General features: G+C 68.0%; 19 protein-coding genes. 10 read left to right on the top strand and 9 right to left on the bottom strand.

Translation table 11 applies throughout. The features are described from left to right. Positions 1-5 precede the first annotated feature (5 nt). Complete coding sequence (locus ADBZ6K_RS06445) at positions 6-1,853, top strand: sigma-54-dependent Fis family transcriptional regulator (protein WP_526345054.1); 1,848 nt, start codon at positions 6-8, stop codon at positions 1,851-1,853. A 78-nt stretch (positions 1,854-1,931) separates the two neighbouring features. Beyond that, on the top strand, positions 1,932-3,107 hold the full coding sequence (locus ADBZ6K_RS06440) for a thiolase family protein (protein WP_526345053.1): 1,176 nt from the start codon (positions 1,932-1,934) through the stop codon (positions 3,105-3,107). Here ADBZ6K_RS06440 and ADBZ6K_RS06435 read toward each other — a convergent pair. Then, the gene (locus ADBZ6K_RS06435) at positions 3,083-3,847 is read right to left on the bottom strand and encodes a haloacid dehalogenase type II (RefSeq protein ID WP_526345052.1); all 765 of its coding nucleotides are present in this window, start codon (positions 3,845-3,847) and stop codon (positions 3,083-3,085) included. The genes ADBZ6K_RS06440 and ADBZ6K_RS06435 overlap by 25 nt on opposite strands. Positions 3,848-3,914: 67 nt before the next feature. Here ADBZ6K_RS06435 and ADBZ6K_RS06430 point away from each other — a divergent pair, with 67 nt between their 5' ends. The 3 genes from ADBZ6K_RS06430 (at position 3,915) to ADBZ6K_RS06420 (ending at position 6,119) form a co-directional block, all read left to right on the top strand. Next, entirely contained in the window at positions 3,915-4,577 is a 663-nt protein-coding gene (locus ADBZ6K_RS06430; RefSeq protein ID WP_526345051.1) for an MOSC domain-containing protein, read from the top strand. A gap of 115 nt (positions 4,578-4,692) precedes the next feature. Then, positions 4,693-5,376: an Rv0518 family GDSL lipase gene (locus ADBZ6K_RS06425; RefSeq protein WP_526345050.1), complete on the top strand. Its 684-nt coding sequence runs from the start codon at positions 4,693-4,695 to the stop codon at positions 5,374-5,376. Positions 5,377-5,393: 17 nt separating this feature from the next. Further along, positions 5,394-6,119, top strand: a complete 726-nt coding sequence (locus ADBZ6K_RS06420) for an alpha/beta fold hydrolase (protein WP_526345049.1) — start codon at positions 5,394-5,396, stop codon at positions 6,117-6,119. A 3-nt stretch (positions 6,120-6,122) separates the two neighbouring features. On the opposite strand, the gene ADBZ6K_RS06415 is transcribed toward ADBZ6K_RS06420, so the two are convergent. From ADBZ6K_RS06415 to ADBZ6K_RS06400, 4 genes are all read right to left on the bottom strand, one after another. After that, entirely contained in the window at positions 6,123-7,673 is a 1,551-nt protein-coding gene (locus ADBZ6K_RS06415; RefSeq protein WP_526345048.1) for an Hsp70 family protein, read from the bottom strand. A gap of 61 nt (positions 7,674-7,734) precedes the next feature. Further along, positions 7,735-8,634: an aminoglycoside phosphotransferase family protein gene (locus ADBZ6K_RS06410; RefSeq protein ID WP_526345047.1), complete on the bottom strand. Its 900-nt coding sequence runs from the start codon at positions 8,632-8,634 to the stop codon at positions 7,735-7,737. Positions 8,635-8,721: 87 nt separating this feature from the next. Beyond that, positions 8,722-10,860, bottom strand: a complete 2,139-nt coding sequence (gene katG, locus ADBZ6K_RS06405; RefSeq protein WP_526345268.1) for a catalase/peroxidase HPI — start codon at positions 10,858-10,860, stop codon at positions 8,722-8,724. A gap of 105 nt (positions 10,861-10,965) precedes the next feature. Next, positions 10,966-11,421 (bottom strand): Fur family transcriptional regulator, encoded by a 456-nt coding sequence (locus ADBZ6K_RS06400; RefSeq protein WP_526345046.1) that lies wholly within the window; start codon positions 11,419-11,421, stop codon positions 10,966-10,968. Between the two features lie 533 nt (positions 11,422-11,954). Here ADBZ6K_RS06400 and ADBZ6K_RS06395 point away from each other — a divergent pair. Next, a complete protein-coding gene (locus tag ADBZ6K_RS06395) occupies positions 11,955-12,242 on the top strand; it encodes a Dabb family protein (protein WP_526345045.1) in 288 nt (95 codons plus the stop codon). A 46-nt stretch (positions 12,243-12,288) separates the two neighbouring features. Here the strand turns inward: ADBZ6K_RS06395 and ADBZ6K_RS06390 are convergent, their stop codons facing one another. From ADBZ6K_RS06390 to ADBZ6K_RS06375, 4 genes are all read right to left on the bottom strand, one after another. Next, positions 12,289-13,668 carry an MFS transporter gene (locus ADBZ6K_RS06390; protein ID WP_526345267.1) on the bottom strand — a complete coding sequence of 460 codons (1,380 nt, stop codon included), beginning with the start codon at positions 13,666-13,668 and terminating at the stop codon, positions 12,289-12,291. Between the two features lie 83 nt (positions 13,669-13,751). Further along, a complete protein-coding gene (locus ADBZ6K_RS06385) occupies positions 13,752-14,963 on the bottom strand; it encodes an ABC transporter permease (RefSeq protein ID WP_526345044.1) in 1,212 nt (403 codons plus the stop codon). Next, a complete protein-coding gene (locus tag ADBZ6K_RS06380; RefSeq protein WP_526345043.1) occupies positions 14,947-15,714 on the bottom strand; it encodes a glutamine amidotransferase in 768 nt (255 codons plus the stop codon). Before ADBZ6K_RS06380 ends, ADBZ6K_RS06385 begins: the two co-directional genes overlap by 17 nt. A 159-nt stretch (positions 15,715-15,873) precedes the next feature. Then, positions 15,874-16,434 (bottom strand): DUF4333 domain-containing protein, encoded by a 561-nt coding sequence (locus ADBZ6K_RS06375; RefSeq protein WP_526345042.1) that lies wholly within the window; start codon positions 16,432-16,434, stop codon positions 15,874-15,876. A gap of 257 nt (positions 16,435-16,691) precedes the next feature. On the opposite strand from ADBZ6K_RS06375, the gene ADBZ6K_RS06370 reads away from it, so the two are divergent. The 4 genes from ADBZ6K_RS06370 to ADBZ6K_RS06355 are packed head-to-tail and all read left to right on the top strand — an operon-like array spanning position 16,692 to position 20,302. Then, the gene (locus tag ADBZ6K_RS06370) at positions 16,692-17,042 is read left to right on the top strand and encodes a hypothetical protein (protein ID WP_526345041.1); all 351 of its coding nucleotides are present in this window, start codon (positions 16,692-16,694) and stop codon (positions 17,040-17,042) included. Further along, positions 17,032-18,018 carry a polyprenyl synthetase family protein gene (locus ADBZ6K_RS06365; RefSeq protein ID WP_526345040.1) on the top strand — a complete coding sequence of 329 codons (987 nt, stop codon included), beginning with the start codon at positions 17,032-17,034 and terminating at the stop codon, positions 18,016-18,018. The genes ADBZ6K_RS06370 and ADBZ6K_RS06365 overlap by 11 nt, the downstream gene beginning before the upstream one ends. Next, on the top strand, positions 18,015-19,289 hold the full coding sequence (locus tag ADBZ6K_RS06360; protein WP_526345039.1) for a hypothetical protein: 1,275 nt from the start codon (positions 18,015-18,017) through the stop codon (positions 19,287-19,289). The genes ADBZ6K_RS06365 and ADBZ6K_RS06360 overlap by 4 nt, the downstream gene beginning before the upstream one ends. Continuing rightward, positions 19,286-20,302, top strand: a complete 1,017-nt coding sequence (locus ADBZ6K_RS06355; protein WP_526345038.1) for a fatty acid desaturase family protein — start codon at positions 19,286-19,288, stop codon at positions 20,300-20,302. The genes ADBZ6K_RS06360 and ADBZ6K_RS06355 overlap by 4 nt, the downstream gene beginning before the upstream one ends. Positions 20,303-20,322: the final 20 nt, after the last annotated feature.

Raw genomic sequence — 20,322 nt, 5'->3', positions numbered from 1 at the left:
CCGCGATGCCCAACAGCCCAGCCCGGATGCTTCGAGTGGCCGCTGCCCGCGCGGACTTCCTCGAGTACGGAGGGTCGGGCGCGGCGGGGGTGTCCGACGTGGTGGCGGCGTCGTGGGAGCGCAGCCAGGCCGCGGGGGTTGATGTGTCCCACCCCAGTAGCGAGTTCGCCGGGGAGGTCGACACCAGCTCGTTGCTGGTCCGCTGCGCGCGCCCGGTGCTGGAGCAGCTGGAAATCGACACCGCCGACATGCCGCTGGTGATCGCCCTGACCGACAACAAGGCACGGGTGGTGGAACGCATCGACAGCTCGGCCGCAGTCGCCCGGCTGCTCGACCGGGTCTACCTGGCGCCCGGATTCGACTACTCCGAATCGACGATGGGCACCAACGGGATCGGCACCGTATTCGAAGCCGGTCAGCCGATCAGCGTGGTCGGGCCCGAGCATTTCAGCGAGAACCTGCACCTTTTCGCGTGCACCGGCGCCCCGATCATCGACCCGGTGACCGGTCGCGTCGAAGGTGTGCTGGACGTGTCGACGCTGTCGCACGCCTGGAGCCCGCTGATGCACACGCTGGTCAAGAGCGCCGCCAAGGACATCAGCAGCAACCTGCTGCTCGACCGTGGCCAATCGCAGCGCGCGATCTTCGACACCTACCTGCGCGTGACGGCCCGCTCCGCGCGACAGCCCGTCTTCGCGTTCGGCGACTCGGTGTTCATCGCCAACACCGCCGCCCAGCAGCAGTTCGACGCCGACGAACAGCGCATACTGCGCGAGCACGCCACCTTCCTGATGGCCAGCAAGGACCGTGCCAGCGATACCCTGCCCCTGCCGGGTGGCCGCCTCGTGCATATCCGGGGCACCCGCATCCTGGCGGGTTCGGAGGTCGCGGGCATGGTGGTGACCGCCGACCGGGCGCGGGCGGAACGCCGCGCAACGCCGGCCGAGTTCAGCGAGCAGCACCTCCCGCAGATCGTGTTCACGACGTTGCACACCTCGCGAATCGCCGACGGCCTGTCGCGCTCGCGCGACAGCCTGACCGGTGGGCGAGCGCCCGCGTGGCTGCGCGCCTGCGACGAACTCCGCGAGGCGCTGGAACACCAGCGGCCCGCCTTGGTGGTGGGGGAGCCCGGCGCCGGGAAGTTCACCCTGGTGGCCGAACTCGTGCATGCGGTCTATCCAGGGGTGCGCAGCGTCTCACTCGACGCGACGCAACTTGGGGCCGAGGGGCCGCCGTCGGACATCAGTTCGCTGCTGGGCAACCCGGATGAGCCGGCCGTGCACATCGTGCGCAACATCGACCAGGCCAACACCGACGGCGTCGAGCGTCTCGAGGCCTACTTTTCCGCGGTCGAGTCGATGGACGGTCCGGTGTGGGTGGTAGCGACCGCCTCGGAGTCGGCGGCGACATCCGACCTGCCGTTCCGCCAACTGCTCTACCATTTCGAAGCGTCGATCACGGTGCCGCCGGTGCGATGTCGCACCGACGACCTGCCTGCCATCACCTTGGCGCTGTTACGCGGCATCGCGCCCGATCGGAAGGTCAGGATCAGCCCCGACGCGCAGCGTCTCATCTGCCGATACTCGTGGCCGCGCAACATCTCCCAGCTGCGGGAGGCGCTCGTCCATGCGGTGCGCCGCCGCCCGGTCGGCGAGATACAGGACCATGATCTGCCCGCGTACTGCCAGACGGTTTCGCGGCACACGCTCACTCCGCTGGAGGTGGCCGAGCGCGACGCGATCGTCACCGCGTTGCAGGAGGCCGCCGGCAACAGGGTGGCGGCCGCGGCACACCTGGGCATGTCGCGTTCCAGCCTGTACCGAAAGCTCAAGACCTACGGCATCACCGCCTGAGCACTGTCCGAAGATGGGACACGCCGCGCGCACGGCCACCACTTAGCGTCAGGTCACCGCCAACTTGAGGAGCAGTCGATGACCCCATCAGCCACTTCGAACATCGGCATCATCGGTGTCGCTCATACCTCGTTCGGAAAGCTCGAAAACGAGACCGTCACAAGCCTTGTCGAGCAGGTGACGATCGGCGCCATCAAGGATTCGGGCATCGATCCGGCGGAGATCGACGAGGTCTTCGTCTCGCAGTTCAACAGTGGCCTCACACCCTTCGCATTTCCCTCCTCGTTACCGCTGAGCGCCGAATCCGCCCTGTACGGCATCCCGATGACCCGGGTCGAGAACGCGTGCGCATCGGGTTCGGCCGCGGTGCACCAGGGCTTACGCTCCATCTTGTCGGGGCTGGCCGACACGGTGCTGGTCGTCGGCGTGGAGAAGATGACCCATGCCGACGGTGCGCAGGTGGCGCGGGCGCTGTTGGGCGCCGACCCGGTACTCGCCGGAACCGACTCCCCGACGGGGTTCGCGGGGGTGTTCGCCGATATCGCTCGGCAGTACGCGCAGCGCTACGACGGGCACGCGTGGCTGGGCGACGTTCTCGGCGCCGTCGCCGCCAAGAACCACCGCAACGGCTGCGCGAATCCATGGGCCCAGGTCCGCAAGGATCTGGGCGTCGAGTTCTGTTCCACGGTGTCCGAACGCAATCCGATCGTGGCGGATCCGTTGCGGCGCACCGACTGCTCACTGGTCAGCGATGGTGCCGCCGCCCTGATCCTGCGCCGGGATTCGGCCGAATCCCTCGCCGTGGTGCGCGGCTTCGGCCACGCCAACGACTATCTCGAGACCGACCGCCGCGATGCGCTCGAATTCGCCGGCGGGCGCAAGGCCGTGAACATCGCGCTGGACATGGCCGGTGCCGACATCGGCGATCTGTCCTTCGCGGAGGTTCACGACTGCTTCACTATCGCCGAGTTGCTGTGCTACGAGATGCTCGGACTGACCCCGTCAGGCGAGGGGCGCCGGGCGATCGAGGAAGGCTGGGTCCTTCCTGACGGCAAGCTGCCGGTCAATGTGTCGGGCGGACTAAAGGCCAAGGGACACCCCGTCGGTGCGACCGGGGTGTCCCAGCACGTCCTCGCGGCGCTGCAGCTGTCGGGTCGCGCCGGGGACATGCAGGTTCGGCGGCCGCACCTGGGGTTGGTGCACAACATGGGCGGTCTCGCCGTCGCCAATTACGTGACCGTCCTTGGCAACTGAACGGCGCAGCCGAGCAGTCCCGCCAATTCGGTGATCGAGGACGCCGACATATCCCAGTCCGAGGCCGGGGTGAGATCGACGGTTTGCCCCGGCCCGTGTTCGAACGGGCGAGCCACGAACCCGGTGGCCATGCCGACCAGACGCGCGGCGGCGAGGTCAGAGTTGTGGGCCGCCACCAGCATGACCTCGCCGACGTCGAGCCCGAGCAGCGCGGCGGGCGCGCGATAGGCTGCGGGATCGGGTTTGTACGCGCGGCTGACATCCGAGCCGAGGACCACATCCCAGGACAGGCCGGCGAACCTGGCCATCTCCACCAGCAGCGACGTATTCGCGTTCGACAGCGGGCCGACGATGAAATCGCTTCTCACCGAGGCGATTCCGGCCACACTGTCCGGCCACGGCGGGAGCAGGCGCCATGACCTCGCCAGCTCGTCCAGAGCGTCGCCGGAGAAGTCGCCCGCGTCGAATCCGGCGTGCCGCAGCACGACGTCGACGTTCTCGCGGTGCAGGGTGTCCAGGCTGACATAGGCGCGCGCGCCCGACCGAACCCTCTCCATCGCCGGCTGGTACTGCGCGCGCCAGGCCACGGCGAACGTGGTGGCGTCGATCTCGATACCGTGCCGTTCGGCGAATGTGCCGACCACCCGGGCGATGCCGGTCCGCCAGTCGACCACGGTCCCGAAGGTGTCGAAGAGCACCGCCCGGATCCGGCGCCCCGTCGACGGTGATCGGTACTCCACCGTGACCTCCTCTGCGGACGTTCCGCACGGCCGGTGCAGATGCCGACCGCCATCTAGTGTGGACGATATGGCCACCGTTCTGACGGTCAACCTCGCTCATCCACGGGACAACCCCGACCGGGGCGAGTCGGTGACGGGCATCGACAAACAGCCGGCCGACGGCGCAGTCACGGTGCGCGCTCCGGGACCCATGCACGGCGGCCTCGGCAGCGGCCTGGTCGGCGACGTCATCGGCAATACCAATGTGCACGGCGGGGATGACCAGGCCGTGTACGCCTACGCCCGCGAGGACCTCGATACCTGGCAGCGCACCGTCAATCGGGACCTCGGCAACGGCGTGTTCGGTGAGAACCTCACCACGCGTGGGATCGACGTCACCGGCGCCCGCATCGGTGAGCGGTGGCAGATCGGATCGGGGGGACTGGTGCTGGAGGTGTCCGCACCCAGAATCCCGTGCCGGACGTTCGCGGCGTGGCTGGAGATCCGCGGCTGGATCAAGACCTTCACCGCCGCGGCGATCCCGGGTGCCTATCTGCGCGTCGCCTCGGCCGGACCGGTCAGCGCCGGTGACGCGATCACGGTGCTGGACCGCCCCGATCACAGCGTCACCGTCGGTCTGGTGTTCCGCGCCCTGACCCTGGAACCGGACCTGTTGGCTGCACTCGTCGACATCGACGCCCTGCCCGCGGAGACCAAGAACACCGCGCGCAAGCGGATCGGCGCCGGATAACAAGACGGCGAACCGTCGGCGCGTCGGCGCCGGCCGATGCACCCGCCGCGTCATAGTCGTGCGGTTCTCGCGGCGCCGGACCCGCCGGCGCCGACGGCCGTGGAGGTAGTGCGGGGTGACCCGGGTGATCACGCTCGTCCTGGCGCTCGCCGTCGTGCTGGGCATTCCCGGCGCCACGCGGGCACCGCTCGGACAGCACCCCACCCACACCCTGGACTGGCGCATGAACCCCGTCGCGGTCGTGGGTGACTCCTACACCACCGGGGGTGATGAAGGCGGACTCGGGACGAATGGATGGACGACGCACGCGTGGCAATCGCTGCTGCAGCAGGGATTGCCGCTGACCTTCGACGTGGCCGCCCAGCGGGGATCGGGCTACGGGGCGCGCGGCGATCACGGCGACTCCTTCGAGGATCTGACGGCGAGGGCGGTCAAGCCCGACGACGTGCTGGTGGTGCTCTACGGTTCGCGAAACGACCAGGCCGCCAACCCCATTCTGCTGCCCGCGATGATGTACAGCACGTTTCAGCTCGCCCGCAAGTCGGCGCCGAGGGCACGGTTCCTGGTGATCGGGCCACCGTGGCCGACGGCCGATCCGCCCCCCGAGGTGCTGCGGATCCGCGACACGCTGGCATACCAGGCCCAGCTCGCCGACGCCGCATTCGTCGATCCGATCGCCCTCGGCTGGTTCGTCGGACAACCCGGCCTGATCGGCGCGGACGGCGTCCACCCCACCGACGCCGGGCACGCCTACATGGCGGACAAGATCGCACCCCTCATCGCCAGCCAGCTGCGGTGATCGGCGACGATGGCCGGATGACGACCTTCGCACTCGTGCACGGGGCGTGGCACGGTGCGTGGTGTTGGGAGTCGGTGGTTACCCCACTGCGCGACCTCGGCCACGACGCGGTGGCGGTGGACCTGCCCGCCGATGACCCGACGGCCACCTTCGACACCTACGCCGACGTCGTCTGCGCCGCCCTGGACGCCGCATTCGAGGGCGCCGGCGGGGATCGAAGCGATGTCGTGGTGGTCGGACATTCGCTGGCGGGCAACACGATTCCGCTGGTTGCCGCGCGCCGACCGGTCCGGCACCTGGTCTATCTGTGCGCCCTGCTGCCCGACGTCGGGCGCAGCATGCTCGACCAGATCCGCGCCGACGCCGACATGCTGAACCCGGACATCGACAGCGGACTCAGCGCCCCCGACGCGCAGCGCCGCCGCGCGTGGACCGATCTCGGCCTGGCCAGGGCGCTGTTCTTCGCCGACTGCGACGAGCCCACAGCGCTTGCCGCACTGCAGCGACTGCGGCCGCAGGCCACCTACCCGTACATCCAGCCGTTCTCGCTGGCGGCGTTCCCGCCGGTACCCGCGACGTACGTGGTCTGCACCGACGACAGGATGGTCGGGCCGGGCTGGTCCAGGCGCGTCGCCCCCGCCAGGCTGTGCGCCGACATCGTCGAACTGCCCGGCGGTCACTCACCGTTCCTGTCGCGGCCGCACGAGCTCGCCGACGTGTTGCACCGGGTGGGTTCGGCGTAGCGGTCAATCCGACCGCATGGCGTCGCACAGCGATCCCTCGGACACTGGCGAAGACGTGTCATGCAGCCGGAAGGTGCGCATCAGACCGGTGGGCCGAGTCGTGAGGGTCACCTCCACCGCACCGTTGGATGCGACGACGTAACGCTCCTCGACGTCGGGCCCGTCCTCACGCCGGCCAACCGGCTGGCGCACCAGGTCCTCGTCGCTCAGGTCCGGATCGAACGGGAAGAGGACCGGACCGTAGGGCATGACGTCACCGTCGGGGCGGCCCTCCTCGAGGCGGCTGCACTCCACGAATCGGAAATGTCCGATGTTGTGCGCCGCCTTGTAGGTCCGGGTGACGACGAGCGGAGGCTGGCCATCGACGGGGAGCGGGATACCCTTCGGCAGAATCGGATCGAAGACGACGTCCGCGCCGCCGTGGGCCTCGCGGAAGACCCCGAAGTGGCGCGAGAGGCGCTCGGACAGCGCGAAGCCGGCCTCCTTGTCGAGGAAGGCCGCCAGGCCGATGGCCGTGGCCGCAAACGGGTGCGGTGAGCGCTTCACACGCTTCTCACCGAAGGACTTGCGCAGCATCCGAGCGACGAGCGGGAAACCTCCGGCGCCCCCGACCACGTAGATTCCCGCCACCTCGGACCAGTCCACGCCGTCGCCGCCCCGGGCCCGGTCACGCAGAACGCGGGGGAGCAGCTCGGCTGTCTTCTCGACCAGCGGCGCACAGGCCGCGTAGACCTCGTCGATCCCGCAGGAGAACGGGGGATTATCGGCCGCGGAGAGGTCGACCACGAAACGGCGCGTGTTGGGGCCGACGGCTTCCTTCCGGGTGGCGCACTCCTCGAGCAGAAGGTCACGCGTGGAGGCGTCGGGTCCGTCGACATTCGACCCGTCAAGGACGAGCTTGAGGATCGCCTCGTCGAAGTCGTCGCCGCCGAGGCTTCGGATGCCCTCGCTGGTGACGACTTCGTTCAGGCGTCCGGTCATCTTCAACAGCGAGGCATCGAACGTGCCACCGCCGAGGTCGTAGATGAGGACGTACTCGCGGTTGGCAGTGATGGTGGAGCGGTACCGGTGGGCATACTCGAAGCCCGCAGCCGACGGTTCGTTGAGGAGCGCGACGACGTCGAAGCCCGCTCTGACGAAGGCGTCCAACGTCAAAAAGCGCTGCGCGCTCGAGGCGTTGGCCGGCACACTGATCGCGGCCTCGACGCGTTCGCCCGCTGCGAGGCCCGCGTTCGAGCGATGCTGGAGGTCGCTTTTCAGCTGGGCAAGGAAGCTCGTAAGAAGGTCGGCCAACAGGTAGGTGTGCCCGGCCAGGTTCACAGCGGACAGAGGCCCGGCGTCGTTGAGCAGACGCTTGAAGGACCGTAGTACCGACCAACCCGCCTCGTGGCGGACCGCGACGGCATCCAAACCGAAGCGCAGCTCCCCTGCGGCGTTCGCGGCCACAACAGAAGGCCAGGTGTCTTCCCCGTCGAACGACGCGACCGGATAGTTGCCTCGGTCGACGACCGCCACGACGGTGTGGGTGGTACCGAAGTCGATGCCCATCCTCATCCCGCCAGAGTCTAGCTGCTGCAGGGCGTTCGACCGGTCAGGCGCACCGCGGTGTCGCGGTTCAGTCCTGGACGGCCTTGGCGATGGCCACACAGGTCGTCAACCAGCCCGGGTCGGCGTCGGGTTCGTCCTCCAGTGCCCACATCGCGTTGTGCACCATCCGCACGATCACCCACCCCCTGGCGCGTTCCTCGTCGAATCCTGCCGCGTCGACCAGCGTGTAGAACCGGCGCCGCACCCCGTCGCGGACCTGACCCGCGAGTTCGTCCCACCGGTTCCACAGCATCGGGGCGATCTCGTAGTGCGGGTCGCCGTTGACCGGCTTGGGGTCGATGGCGACCCACGGCTCGCGGTCGGCAGCCAGCACGTTCTGGTAGTGCAGGTCGCCATGAATGACGGTGTTGACCGTGTTGCCGTCCGCCCCGCCCGCGAGGTCGCGGCCCAGCGTGATCGCCTGCTCGACGAGCCTGCGGGGGATCGGCGCACTTCGTGGCAGGGCGCCGAGCCCGGCCGACCAACGCTCGATGTACGAGTCCAGTGTGCGCAGCTGCGGCAGCGCGCCGATGTGCAATCGGCGATACAGCCCGGCGACCACCTCGCACGCCTCGATGTCTCCCAGCGTGGTGAGGTCGTCGCGGCGCACGCGTTCCAGCAGCAGCGCGCGACGGGGTGGGTCGGCACTGAGGAGGCGAACCGCACCGTGCCCACCCCACCGCCGCAGGGCGAGGTGCTCGTGTTCGGATTCTTCGTCGGGGAAGCCGATCTTGAGGACCGCCGCGGCGCCGTCGGCGGTGCGAACCGGCAACACCAGCGAGCACCAACCGTGCAGCGCATCCCCATCGTGACGAAGATCCCACGCCGCCAACCGGTTTCGCATCGTTTCGGGAAGCTGCTCGACCCACGCCGCCCAGTCGGGCCCGCGAGCGGCCATGGCGCGCACCTCGACCGGCAGGTCGCTCACCTGACCACTATCACGTGGATGCCGACGTGACAGCGCCCCGCAAGCGATAACCGCTCGCGGGGCGCCGCATAGTGGATCGGGCCGAGATCAGACGTCGAACCGGTCGGCGTTCATCACCTTGGTCCACGCCGCGACGAAGTCGTTGACGAACTTCTCCTTCGAATCGTCCTCGGCGTACACCTCGGCCACCGCGCGGAGCTGCGAGTTGGACCCGAACAGCAGGTCCACGCGGCTGGCGGTGTACTTCTGAACGCCGGTCGCCCGGTCCTTACCGACGTAAGTGCCGTCGTCGTCCGGTGAGGGCCCCCACTTGGTGCCCATATCGAGCAGGTTGACGAAGAAGTCGGTCGTCAATGCGCCAGGAGTGTCGGTGAACACTCCGTGCTTGGTGCCGCCGAAGTTGGTGTCCAGCACGCGCAGGCCACCGACCAGGACCGTCGTCTCCGGCCCCGACAGGCCCAGCAGGTTGGCCCGGTCGATGAGCTGGTACTCCGCCGGGATGCTCAGGCCCTTGCCGGTGTAATTGCGGAAGCCGTCGGCCTTGGGCTCCAGGTAGGAGAACGAATCGACGTCCGTCTGCTCCTGGCTGGCATCGCCGCGGCCCGGCGTGAACGGCACCTCGACATCGACGCCGGCTGCCTTGGCAGCCTTTTCCACGCCGACGTTGCCTGCCAGCACCACCAGATCGGCGAACGACACGTTGGTGCCGGACGCGGCCTGGATCTCCTCGAGCTTGCGGATCACCAGGGCCAGCTCGTCGGGTTCGTTGGCCTCCCAGCCGAGCTGCGGCTGCAGCCGGATCCGGCCGCCGTTGGCGCCGCCGCGCATATCGCTGCCGCGGTACGACGACGCGGCCTTCCACGCAGTCGAAACCAACTGTGGCACAGTCAGATCCGAGTCGCCGATCGCGCTCTTGAGCTTGGCGACGTCCTCGGCGGACAGGTCGTTGCCCGCGGGGACGATGTCCTGCCACACCCAGGTCTGCGTGGGCGCCTGCGGGCCGAGATAGCGGACCACGGGACCCATGTCGCGGTGCAGCAACTTGAACCAGGCGTTGGCGAACGCCTCGGCCAACTCGTCGGGATGATCCAGCCAGCGGCGGGTGATCTTCTCGTAGATCGGATCCATCCGCATCGACAGGTCGGTGGTCAGCATCGACGGATGCGTCTTGGCCTCGCCCTGCGCCATCGGCACGGTGTTGGCCCAGCCGTTGTCCTTGGGTTTCCATTGGAAGGCGCCTGCCGGGCTCTTCGTCAGCTCCCACTCGTTGCCGTACAGGATCTCCAGGAAGCTGTTGTCCCACTTGGTCGGCGTGTGCGTCCAGATCACCTCGAGACCGCTGGTGACGGCTTCGTTGCCGACGCCGGTGCCCTGCGGGTTGTGCCAGCCCAGACCCAGCTCCTCGAGCGGCGCGGCCTCCGGTTCGGGGCCGATCAGGTCGGCGTTGCCGTTGCCGTGAGTCTTGCCGAAGGTGTGTCCGCCGACGATGAGCGCGGCGGTCTCCACGTCGTTCATCGCCATCCGGCCGAACGTCTCGCGGATGTCGATGGCCGCCGCCACCGGATCCGGCTTGCCTTCGGGGCCTTCGGGATTGACGTAGATCAGACCCATCATGGTCGCACCCAGCGGATTCTCCAGCTTGGTGCGGTCGCTGCCCGCGTAGCGTGCCTGGGAGCCCAACCACTCGTGCTCGGCGCCCCAGTAGACGTCCTCCTCGGGCTCCCAGAAGTCCGGGCGGCCGAACGCGAAGCCGGCGGTCTTGAAGCCCATGTGCTCCATCGCGCGGTTGCCCGCGTACACGATGAGATCCGACCAGGACAGCTTCTTGCCGTACTTCTTCTTCACGGGCCACAACAGGCGACGGGCCTTGTCCAGGCTGGCGTTGTCGGGCCAGCTGTTCAGCGGGGCGAAGCGCTGCATGCCTCTGCCGCCGCCGCCGCGGCCGTCCTGCACGCGGTAGGTACCTGCGGCGTGCCATGACATGCGGATGAAGAACGGACCGTAGTGGCCGAAGTCGGCGGGCCACCAGTCCTGCGAGGTCGTCATGATCGCGTCGACGTCCGCCGCCAGCTGGTCGAAGTCGAGAGTCTGGACCTCGGTGCGGTAGTCGTAGCCCTCATCCATCGGGTTGATGACGTCGGGATTCTTCTGCAGGATCTTGAGGTTGACGGCGTTGGGCCACCAGTCACGGTTGCTCCCGCCCTCGACGGGCGGCTTGATCGTCATCGGACAACCGCTGGCGACCGGGTCGGTCTGAGCCTCGCCGATGGGCGGGGTTTCGGTTGATTCAGGCACCGCATTTCCTTTCGGGAGTTGTGAATCGGGCTGTGATCACCGGGGTGATCGGGAGGATTCGGATGCCGAGCAATCGGAGCACAGGCCCCAGTAGATGACCTCGGCCTCGTGAACGACGAAGCCGTCCTGCTCGCCTCCACCTTCGGCGGGGGTCAGGCATGGCGCCTCACCTACCGCGCAGTCGACGTCGGCGATGACGCCACAGGCGCGGCACACCATGTGGTGGTGGTTGTCGGCGACCCGCGACTCGTAGCGGGCGACCAGACCGGATGGCTGGATCCGGCGGACCAGGCCGACGGCCGTCAGTGCGTTCAGCACGTCATAGACCGCCTGCCGCGACACATCGGGAAGGACACCGCGCACCGCACCGAAGATCGTCTCGGTGTCGGCGTGCGGACGCCGGCTGACCGCTTCCAGCACCGCGACCCGGGGCCGGGTAACCCGCAGGGCCGCCGTACGCAGTTGCTCCGCGTAGTCCGGTGTCGAAACCACCCAGACATAGTGACCCACTTTTCTGGAATCAGTCAAGAGTTTGCGGTGATCTTGTTGTAACTCGTGGGCCGACCGGACCAGCTGCGGTGGTGACATCGTGAACCCCGCGCGAAAGGTGCCGTGTCTCAATTCAAGACGGCATTCACGACTGCATTCAGGTCGGCTCGACCCCTGGTCGCCGCGATGAGCACGATCGTGCGAGCAGGCATCCACCGAACCGTGTAGCAGGATCATCAACAGCAGACACCCGGCACGATTCCCGGCAGCAGGAACTGTTGGCCGGCACGAGAGAACGACAGCACCGACCTGCGCCGTGCGAATGCCGACAGGCCGGTCACCGCGGTCTGAGCCACGCGCCGAACTGTAGACCATCGAGCTGTCCAGTGCCTGGCGTGCGGCGAGTCGGGTCCCACGGTGGGCGCAGCCCTCTAAAGGTATTGCTGCCCAACGTTTCTCAATGCACAAACGGACCCGAGCCGATCCGCGGCGTGAATCGGCGGGGGTGCGGGCGCGACCGCTGCTAGTGTTCGGGCGTGATCCGCAATGTGGTGATGGTCAAGCTCAAACCCGGTCATGACGCCGCCGAGCTCGCCGGCGTCCAGGAGGGGTTCAGCAATCTGAACTGCCCGGGCACGGTGAGCTACACGATCGGCAACGACCTCGGCCTGCGCGACGGGAACTGGAGTTTCGCGATCGTCGCCGATTTCACCGACGAGGCCGCCTACCGCGGTTACGACGAAGACGCCGAGCACAACCGCCTGCGCGCTGTGCTCGCACCGATGGTCGACCAGATCGCGCGGACGCAGTTCGAGGTGCCCTGATACCTGGGATCCGCCGGGTCGCGCTCATCGCCACCGCTGGGCGGGCTCATCTGCGCCCCTGCGGCGCGCCGGTGACAGCGGCGCCGGCGTCGGGCGGCAATCGCACCGTCTCCACGGCGGTCGACAGCATCAGCAGGCCCAGCACCAGGTAGGTCCATGAATATGCGGCCGCCGCTCCGCCGCCCGTCGCGTCGGCCAGGGGGGTCAACAGCCCGAGCGTCAACGCACCGACCGCGATGCCGACGCCAGCGGCGAGTTCCTGAACGGCGGCGTTGAGGGTGTTGGCGTGGGTCAGGTCGGCGCTGTCCACGTCGGCGAAGGCCAGGCTGTTGTAGGCCGTGAAGCCCACCGAGCGCAGCATTCCGCTGACGAACAGGATCGCCAGGATCACCGGAATGGGTGTGGTGGGTGTGACGACGGCGAGCAGGCCGAACCAGCAGGCCGACAGCAGGGCATTGCCCAGCAGGAGGCGGCGGATACCGAACCGTCGCATCAGCGGGGTGGTGGCGGGCTTGATGGCGATGTTGCCCAGGAACAACGCCGCAACGACCAGGCCGGCCGTCAGCGGGGTCCAGCCGAAAACGAGTTGGAACTGCAGCGGCAGCAGGAACGGTACAGCGGTGATGACAAGTCGATAGAGCGCACCGGCGGAGACTGTGATGCGCAGCGTGCGTGTCCGCAGCACGCGCAGCTGCACCAGCGGGTGCCGGGTCCGCAGCAGGTGGACCACCGCCAGGACGAGCAGGAGTACCGCGACCGCGCCGCCGACGGCCACCTGCGGCCAGTCGGTGCCGGTCACCCGGATGCCCTCCAGCCCGATCAGCGCCGCGGCGATGCCCGCGCCGAGCGCGGCCAGCCCGCGCCAGTCCAGCGGATTCGGATCGGGGTGGGGCTCGCCGCGGATCAGCTTGAGCGACAGCAGGAACCCGGCGATGCCGATCGGGATGTTCACCAGGAAGATCCACTGCCACGACCAGAACGTCGCGATGGCGCCGCCGATCGCCGGGGACACCACAGGGGCCACCAGGGCCGGCCAGGTCAGCATGGCGATGACGCGCACCAGGTCGGCCTTCGTGCTGGACCGCAGCACCGTCAGCCGTCCGACCGGCACCATCATCGCCCCGCCCACCCCCTGCAGGATTCGCATCGCCACGAGCATCGGCAGTGAGGTGCTGGCGGCGCACCCGATCGAGGCGACGGTGAAGATCGCGATCGCCGCGGGGAACACCCGGCGGGCACCCAATCGATCTGCCATCCATCCGCTGGCGGGGATCAAGACGGCCACGGTCACCAAGTACGCGGAGATCGCGACGTTCACGTCGACGGGGTCGACACCGAAGGATTCGGCGATGCGCGGAATCGCGGGGCTGATGATCGTCGCGTCGAGGATTTCCATGAAGAAGGCCCCGGCCACCAGCAGCGCCATACCCCGCGGGAAGGACGGCGACGCGTTCACGGCACGCCCGCCTCGACGTGGCCCTGCGGCACTGCTTCTCCCACCCCCGGTCGTTACGCGCCGCTGGAGCGTTCGGCGGTCTTACGGGTCTTGTGGTAAACGACCATCTCCCGCGACAGCACCCGGCGAATCCGGGGTTCACGGCTGCAGGCCACCGCGAACACGGTCAGCAGCACCCAGAGGCTCAACGCGCTGGCCAGCACCAGCGCGAACGCCGCCCACGCACCTCCGGCGAGTTCGGTGGTAGCCGCCTGCCTTGCCCACAGCCGCCAGTAGATCATCAGGTTGACCGTCAGGCCGACACCGTAGGACACCGCGAACGACAGCAGGAACGGCTTCCACGTTCCGTCGTGGACTCGGGCCGACACCGGTTCCTGACGCAGCGGGGAGACCACCGACAGCACGTTGCCGACGCCCAACCAGATGAACACCATGGTCACCAGCTGGTCGATCAACGCGACAGGGTTGGCTTTCGCGGTGATGGTGAGGAACGCGATCACGGGCATCCCGGCGACGGTGACCAGAATCGCCATCGCGAGGTTCTTGGCCACCAGGATCCGCCAGATCCGGTCGCCGCCGGAGAGCGCCGCCCGCACCCGTTCGGCTTCGAAACACAGGGCGTTGGTGCAGACCACGCTGCCGACGACCGCCGAGAATAGGTAGAGCGTCAGCCTGCCCGCGTCGTACCGGGTGATCCCGCTGAAGTGATAGAAGACGACCAGCGACATGCTGATCCCCAGCGTGATCACCAGCCGCATGAGGATGGATCGTGGCCGTTCGACGACGACGTGTCGCACCTCGTGGCCGACGCGCCGGGCGAGTTCGGACAGCGGAGCCGCCCGTCGCGCCACGGCGGAACGTCCGGACGGCGGGGGAGTGCACCTGCTGGCAATGGCGCGCGCCTGCGCCACCGCCACGACTGCTTCGGCGACTGCCGCCCTGGCCAGGGCGACGGCGACCGCGGCGTTGGCAGCCGCTTCCGGAGCGGCGGGGGTCAGATCGCGGGTGAGCGCGACACCCTGCGCATGCTCCTCGGCGCGGTGCAGCCAGGGCGGCGACGCACCGGCGGCCGCCAGGTCACGCCCGGCCGCCTCGGTCATCGAGGCCAACTCGGCCCGCGCCCCGGCGGCCGCGCCCGCCAGCGCGGCGTCGTCGCCCCACTCGGCGGCGGCGGCCGCGGCGTCTATGCGGTGCATTGACTGGGCGAGGAACCGCAGTTCTTCGACGGCGGCGATGGCCTGCACCCGGTCACCGCCGCTTGGCATAACGGGCGGCGAACCGCCGCAGCATCGCAGGCGGGTGCTCGATATCACGTTCCCTGGCAGCCAGTTTCAGTTCCTCCGCCGTGTCGGGGGCGAAATAGCCGTGGTCCTTGTAGACATCTATGCGGGTGCAGATCCCGTCGGCATCCAGTTCGGGGTGAAACTGGGTCGCATACACGTTCTCGCCCACGCGGAACGCCTGCACGGGACAGCTCGGCGAGGATGCGAGGCACACCACGTCGGACGGCAGCCCGGCCGCTGCCTCCTTATGTCCGCCATAGGCGTCGAAAACATCTGGCATGTCGGCGAACAGCGGATCGGCGCGGCCGGCGGCAGTCAGCGTGACCGTTACGGCACCCACCGGCTCGCTGTACGTGCGGTCGATGGTCGCCCCGACGACGGCACCGAGTGTGCCGATACCGTAGCAGCATCCCAGGAACGGATGGTCGGCCTCGACGATCCTGCCGATCAGGGGGAGCAGTTCGGACTCGACGCGTTGCTGTGTCGCCGATTTCGAGTCGGCCGTGTCGCTGACGTTATATGGCCCGCCACCCAGGATGACGCCGGACCAGCGCTCAAGGTCGATCGCCCCAAGCGGCTCCTCGGTGAGCCTGATGCGGCGCAGTCCGTGTTCGTCGAGCCCGGCGAAGCGCATGATCGCCAAATACTCGTCGTCCGCCGCTTCGTCTTCGGCGCGGATCGACAGGAGTAGGAAGGGGGCTGGGAAATGCGCACTGTCGACGTCTACCGGCATGTCGTTTCATTCGTCGGGGGCAAGGTTGGGCCAAATCTACCCACAGCGTGTACCAGGGGGCACATCGGCGTGAACCGCTGACCGGCACCGGACGAGGAGGTCTGCGCCGGCCGCCGACGAGTCAAACACCTTGCGGAAAACGCGTTCTGGGGTCGCACGCTATTCACCGGGGATTTCCCAGTGGTCGTCCTCGCCCACCGCGCCCGCGGTGAGCCTGACCGTGCGGGTACGCCCGTCCGCACCGGTGGTGGTGCAGTCGAACGACTTCCCGATCTCGACCACCTCGATGCCTTCGCCGCACGTCACGGTCACGGGAGTGCCTTCATACTCGGAGATCTGACGGGACAGACCCTCGGCGGTCGATGGCAGATCGTAGACGACGTCGAGGGTACTGAAGTCGACGTTGTATTCGTCGTCCTTCACATGCACCTGGACGCGCACCGTCCGGCCTTCGACGTCGGCGTCGCAGACGAACGTGTCGCCGGCCTTGGGGACTTCCGACCGGTCGGGACAGTCCACGCCGGATACCTGCCGTGAGATCCCGGCGTAGGTGCCGTTGAGCTTCTCGGCGATCTCCCGTTCCAGCTCTCCGTAATCCACCGCGCCGGTCGAGATGGACATGCTGCAGCCGGCCAGCAAGGCCACGGAGGCCGTGGAGGCCCAGAATGTCATGCAGGTGGCCCGAAGGGCGAGCGCGCGCAGCGCGCCGAGGGCAATCACACGCCTGCATCCATTTGCTGGGAGGCGCTGCCGCATAGCGGAAGTATTCACCATTCCCGGCCGTCCACGGGTGACCACCATGATCGCGCGCGACAGCGATCACGCTCCGGTGGGCCGGCAGCGCACCCGCACGGCTTGAGCCCTGATCTCCCTCACGATCGACTCGTGAACGATGACGGCGACGGCGTGGCAATGTCGCGCGCGGTTATCGCCAGGACGATTCGAGATGCGGCTAGCCACGGGTGAACCCTATTCTGATGTCGCTGCCGACACCCGGCGGTGCTAACGACCGACGCGTTGATCACCGCGGTGTACATTATTCGCCGAAACTTCTCTTGTCGTTACAAATGCAAATGCTCGGCTTGCCATTCTGGACCGTTGACCTGCTGGAGCCTGTTTCAACGACATTGCCAGGCGAGATCGTTGGCTTTATGCCATTCTTTTGCTATGCGCGAATCGCCAGCCCGTACTCCGCACCGACGGGATGGCGGGCAACGTCCGTGGCCGAGTTCGCTGGCGCACCGCCCGGGTTTGCAGGGCACATGACGGCGTCCCATGAGACCGGCAACAGTGCGGGCGTGATGTCCGGGGATGCCCATGCTGGCTGAGCGACCGTCGGCGTCGGCACTGCCCGATCATGTCGTCACGCGCGTCGGCACCCGGCTGGCCGACCTCATGACCGGCGGCCCATTCGATGCCGTCAACCGCCACATCCTCGCCGTCCCCGGCAAGCGGGTTCGGGCCCGTCTGGTGCTCGCCTGCGCAGATCTGCTTCCGTCCAGTCCGACCGTGTCGCCAGCCGATGCCCTCGACCTGGCCTGTGCGCTGGAGATGATCCACGAATCGTCGCTGGTCCACGACGACATCTGCGACGGTTCGCTGTTGCGTCGCGGCGCCCCGTCGGTGGCTGCCAGGTTCGGCGTGCGTACCGCCGCCCGGGCGGGATTCCACCTGGCCGGCAACGCTTTTCACGTGCTCGCGCGGGTGATCTCCGACAATCCGGTGGTGTTTGCGCGACTCGGCGAGGCTCATGGCGTGACGTATCTGGACCAGCTCGCGGATCTGTCCCTCGGCCAGTTGGTCGAGACGTTGCCGCCGGCGGCCGACGATGCCGCCCTGCGCCGCCACTACGAACTCGTGGTCGGCGCGAAGACCGGCACCCTGTTCCGGCTGTGCTGCTCGTACGGCGGTACGGCTGGCGGCGTCGACGACGACCGGCTTCGGGCGCTGATGGGTTTCGCCGATCAGCTCTCGCTGGCGTTCCAGATCATGGACGACGTGCGCGACGTCGAGGGCGGCCCCGCGTTGGGCAAGGACGCCGGTGGTGACCTCGACCGCCGGGTACCGACCTGGCCGGTGATCGAATGGCTGGCCTTGCGCCCAGGCTCCCGCCACCTGTGGTGGTCCGAGAGCACCACAGGCAGCGACCTGCTCGATGACCTGGTGCGCAGCGGCGCCACCCGCAAGGCGAAGGCGGCGGCGGTCCGCGCCGCCGAAACGGCGTGCGCGACATTGGACGCCTTTCCCTCCACGCCTGCGCGTGAACACCTGTGTGATCTCGCGATGCAGACGGTGGCGCGATGACCGCACGGCCCGCCGCGGTGCTTCACGGGCTGCGCCATCTTCGCCGGGCGCCGGATCTCGCCGCGCTGCGCGCGGCCGGTACACCCGATGAACTCGCGCGGCTGGCGATAATCCCGGCGGCCAGGAACCTCGGCCTCTCAGCGGGATTCCTGCCCGTGAAGCTACGGTCTGAGGTGACCGCCGCGCTGCTGGCCTGCCGGGTGCTCGATGCCTACGAGGACCTTGCCGACCGGTCGTTGGCGGCGGGGGCGGTGCTGACCGCGGTGACGTACCTCAACGGTGACGTCGACACACCTCCGCCACCGCCGGAGGCGATCGCGGTGCGCGACAGCGAAGCGGTCGACCTGGTCCTGGCCGAGCGCATCCAGGACGTACGGGCGCTGCTGTCAGCGCTACCCGGCGACGGTCGGCGACGCGTCGGCGAGATGCTCGTCGACGTCGGCGGCGTGATGGCCCACAACGTCGATTCGCCCCTGCCGAGGGCTGTGTACGGACGGGGGGTCCTCGGGCGGGTGGTGCTCTACGTGTGCAGGCTGATCGCCGAAGACGCCTGTGACGAAACCGATCCGGCGGAGCTCGCCGGATGTCTGGGTGTCATCGCGCAACTGGCCAACGATCTGCGCGACCGGGAACTGGGCCTCTATGGTGTCGGGGACCGCGAGGAACTCACCCATGCGGTGACGGTGCGGCTGCTGGCGCCTGCGCTCGGCGGTTTCGCGCTACTCACCCAACTCGGGTCACGTACCCCGAGTTGGGGTGCCCGCGCGGCGATGGCGCACATGGCGATCACCACCACCGCATTCCTGTGTACCGCGGTTGGCGCGTCCGCCGCCTACCATCGCCGGTTGCGGCTGGGCGCGGCCATGCTAGCCGCGAGCTCGCCCGCACGTTGGACGGCGATGATGAACCGGGTGCGGCGTTCCGTCGACGGGGCGATAGGCCAGGTGCTCGCCGATTCTCCGCCGCTGTTGTCCGACCCGCGCCTGGTGGCCAGATCCGAAGGATCCGCCGACGGCCGGACGATGGGGCTCGCACGGCCGATGGCGCCGCGGCTGAGCCCTCTGATCGTTGGCACCACAACCGATCTCGTTGAATCCCTGCCCGAAGCACCACTGACCGGCGAACTGCCGGTCGCCCAGGTTCGCAGCATGATGTTCGCCGACCACCTGGCCTTCGGCGCAGTCGAATGGTTGCGGCCCCGCGACGCCGACGGTCTTGCCGCTCTTGCCGCCCAGTTCCAGCACGCCGCCACCCGAGGGGACCACCGATGACCGCCCAACCGACCCGCTCGGGAAGCCGAACACCCGTCGGTCGGGCCGAACGGCCACCGTTCAGCAGAAGGGTGTTGAAGCTCGAACACCCGGCGAACGTCGGCCCGCTGATTCACATAGCGCTGTGGTGCGCACTGCTGGCCGTCGGTCTGCTGGTGCCCGCCGCCACGAATTGGTTCGTGGCGGCGCCGCTCATCATCCTGCTTTCGCTGCTGAACCTGTCGATCACCATCGGCGTGCTCCATATGCACACCCACCGGCCGTTGTTCGTATCGCGCCGGATGAACCGGGTGACCGACCTGCTCTGCTGCCTTCCCGGCGCGCTCACCGGGGTCGTCATGCGCGAGGCGCATGTCCTCAACCACCATCGCTTCAACGATGGCCCCCGTGACGTCACCTCCACCGAGGGGCGAGAACACGGGCTACCCGCGGTCTGGTATTGGCTGCGGTACACCACGATCATCCATATCCATACGCTGCGAACGGTTTTCGCCCCACGCCCGTCGGCCGACCGGCGCAAACGACGCCACCAGCACCTGCTCGATGTCACGCTGCTCATCTCGTTCCTCGGCGTCACCGCCTACTTCGCCGACAACATCCGGTTCGTGCTGTTCTACGTGATTCCGTTCGCGCTCACCCAGGTGAACTCGGGCTACTTCGCCTGGATGACCCACGCGCCTGCTCGGGTCTTCGACAACGACCCGAGCAAGTCGATCAACACCGTGGGAAACTGGCTCAACTTCTGGATCTTCAACCAGGGCTACCACAGCGTGCACCACCGTTATCCTGGCATCCATTGGAGCCAGATTCCCGACAAGCTCGACTTCATGCGGCAGGTCGACGCCGGCGTCGTCGTGCCGTACTGGATGACGCTGAATTCGACATGGCGGCTGTTCGTGCGTGACGGGTTCCTCGACACCTCGTACGGCGAGCGCTGGAAAGCCAAGCTGGAGACGCGCCTCGACCAGGGTGACGTCCGCGCACGATTTCTGCCCTGGTTCGTGTGGGTGTGATTAAGGCACAGCATGTTCGG

The sequence above is a fragment of the Mycobacterium sp. genome, assembly GCF_044223235.1.
Classification (GTDB): domain Bacteria; phylum Actinomycetota; class Actinomycetes; order Mycobacteriales; family Mycobacteriaceae; genus Mycobacterium.
This window is presented reverse-complemented; position numbering and strand designations above follow the sequence as displayed.

Excerpts from the sequence above, each read along its gene's own strand:
- ADBZ6K_RS06365 (WP_526345040.1), top strand. The coding sequence starts at position 17,032 with ATGCTGGCTGAGCGACCGTCGGCGTCGGCACTGCCCGATCATGTCGTC.
- ADBZ6K_RS06415 (WP_526345048.1), bottom strand. The coding sequence starts at position 7,673 with ATGAGGATGGGCATCGACTTCGGTACCACCCACACCGTCGTGGCGGTC.
- ADBZ6K_RS06355 (WP_526345038.1), top strand. The coding sequence starts at position 19,286 with ATGACCGCCCAACCGACCCGCTCGGGAAGCCGAACACCCGTCGGTCGG.
- ADBZ6K_RS06385 (WP_526345044.1), bottom strand. The coding sequence starts at position 14,963 with ATGCCAAGCGGCGGTGACCGGGTGCAGGCCATCGCCGCCGTCGAAGAA.
- ADBZ6K_RS06360 (WP_526345039.1), top strand. The coding sequence starts at position 18,015 with ATGACCGCACGGCCCGCCGCGGTGCTTCACGGGCTGCGCCATCTTCGC.
- katG (WP_526345268.1), bottom strand. The coding sequence starts at position 10,860 with ATGACGATCAAGCCGCCCGTCGAGGGCGGGAGCAACCGTGACTGGTGG.
- ADBZ6K_RS06430 (WP_526345051.1), top strand. The coding sequence starts at position 3,915 with ATGGCCACCGTTCTGACGGTCAACCTCGCTCATCCACGGGACAACCCC.
- ADBZ6K_RS06420 (WP_526345049.1), top strand. The coding sequence starts at position 5,394 with ATGACGACCTTCGCACTCGTGCACGGGGCGTGGCACGGTGCGTGGTGT.
- ADBZ6K_RS06380 (WP_526345043.1), bottom strand. The coding sequence starts at position 15,714 with ATGCCGGTAGACGTCGACAGTGCGCATTTCCCAGCCCCCTTCCTACTC.
- ADBZ6K_RS06445 (WP_526345054.1), top strand. The coding sequence starts at position 6 with ATGCCCAACAGCCCAGCCCGGATGCTTCGAGTGGCCGCTGCCCGCGCG.
- ADBZ6K_RS06370 (WP_526345041.1), top strand. The coding sequence starts at position 16,692 with ATGTCGCTGCCGACACCCGGCGGTGCTAACGACCGACGCGTTGATCAC.
- ADBZ6K_RS06440 (WP_526345053.1), top strand. The coding sequence starts at position 1,932 with ATGACCCCATCAGCCACTTCGAACATCGGCATCATCGGTGTCGCTCAT.
- ADBZ6K_RS06390 (WP_526345267.1), bottom strand. The coding sequence starts at position 13,668 with ATGGCGCTGCTGGTGGCCGGGGCCTTCTTCATGGAAATCCTCGACGCG.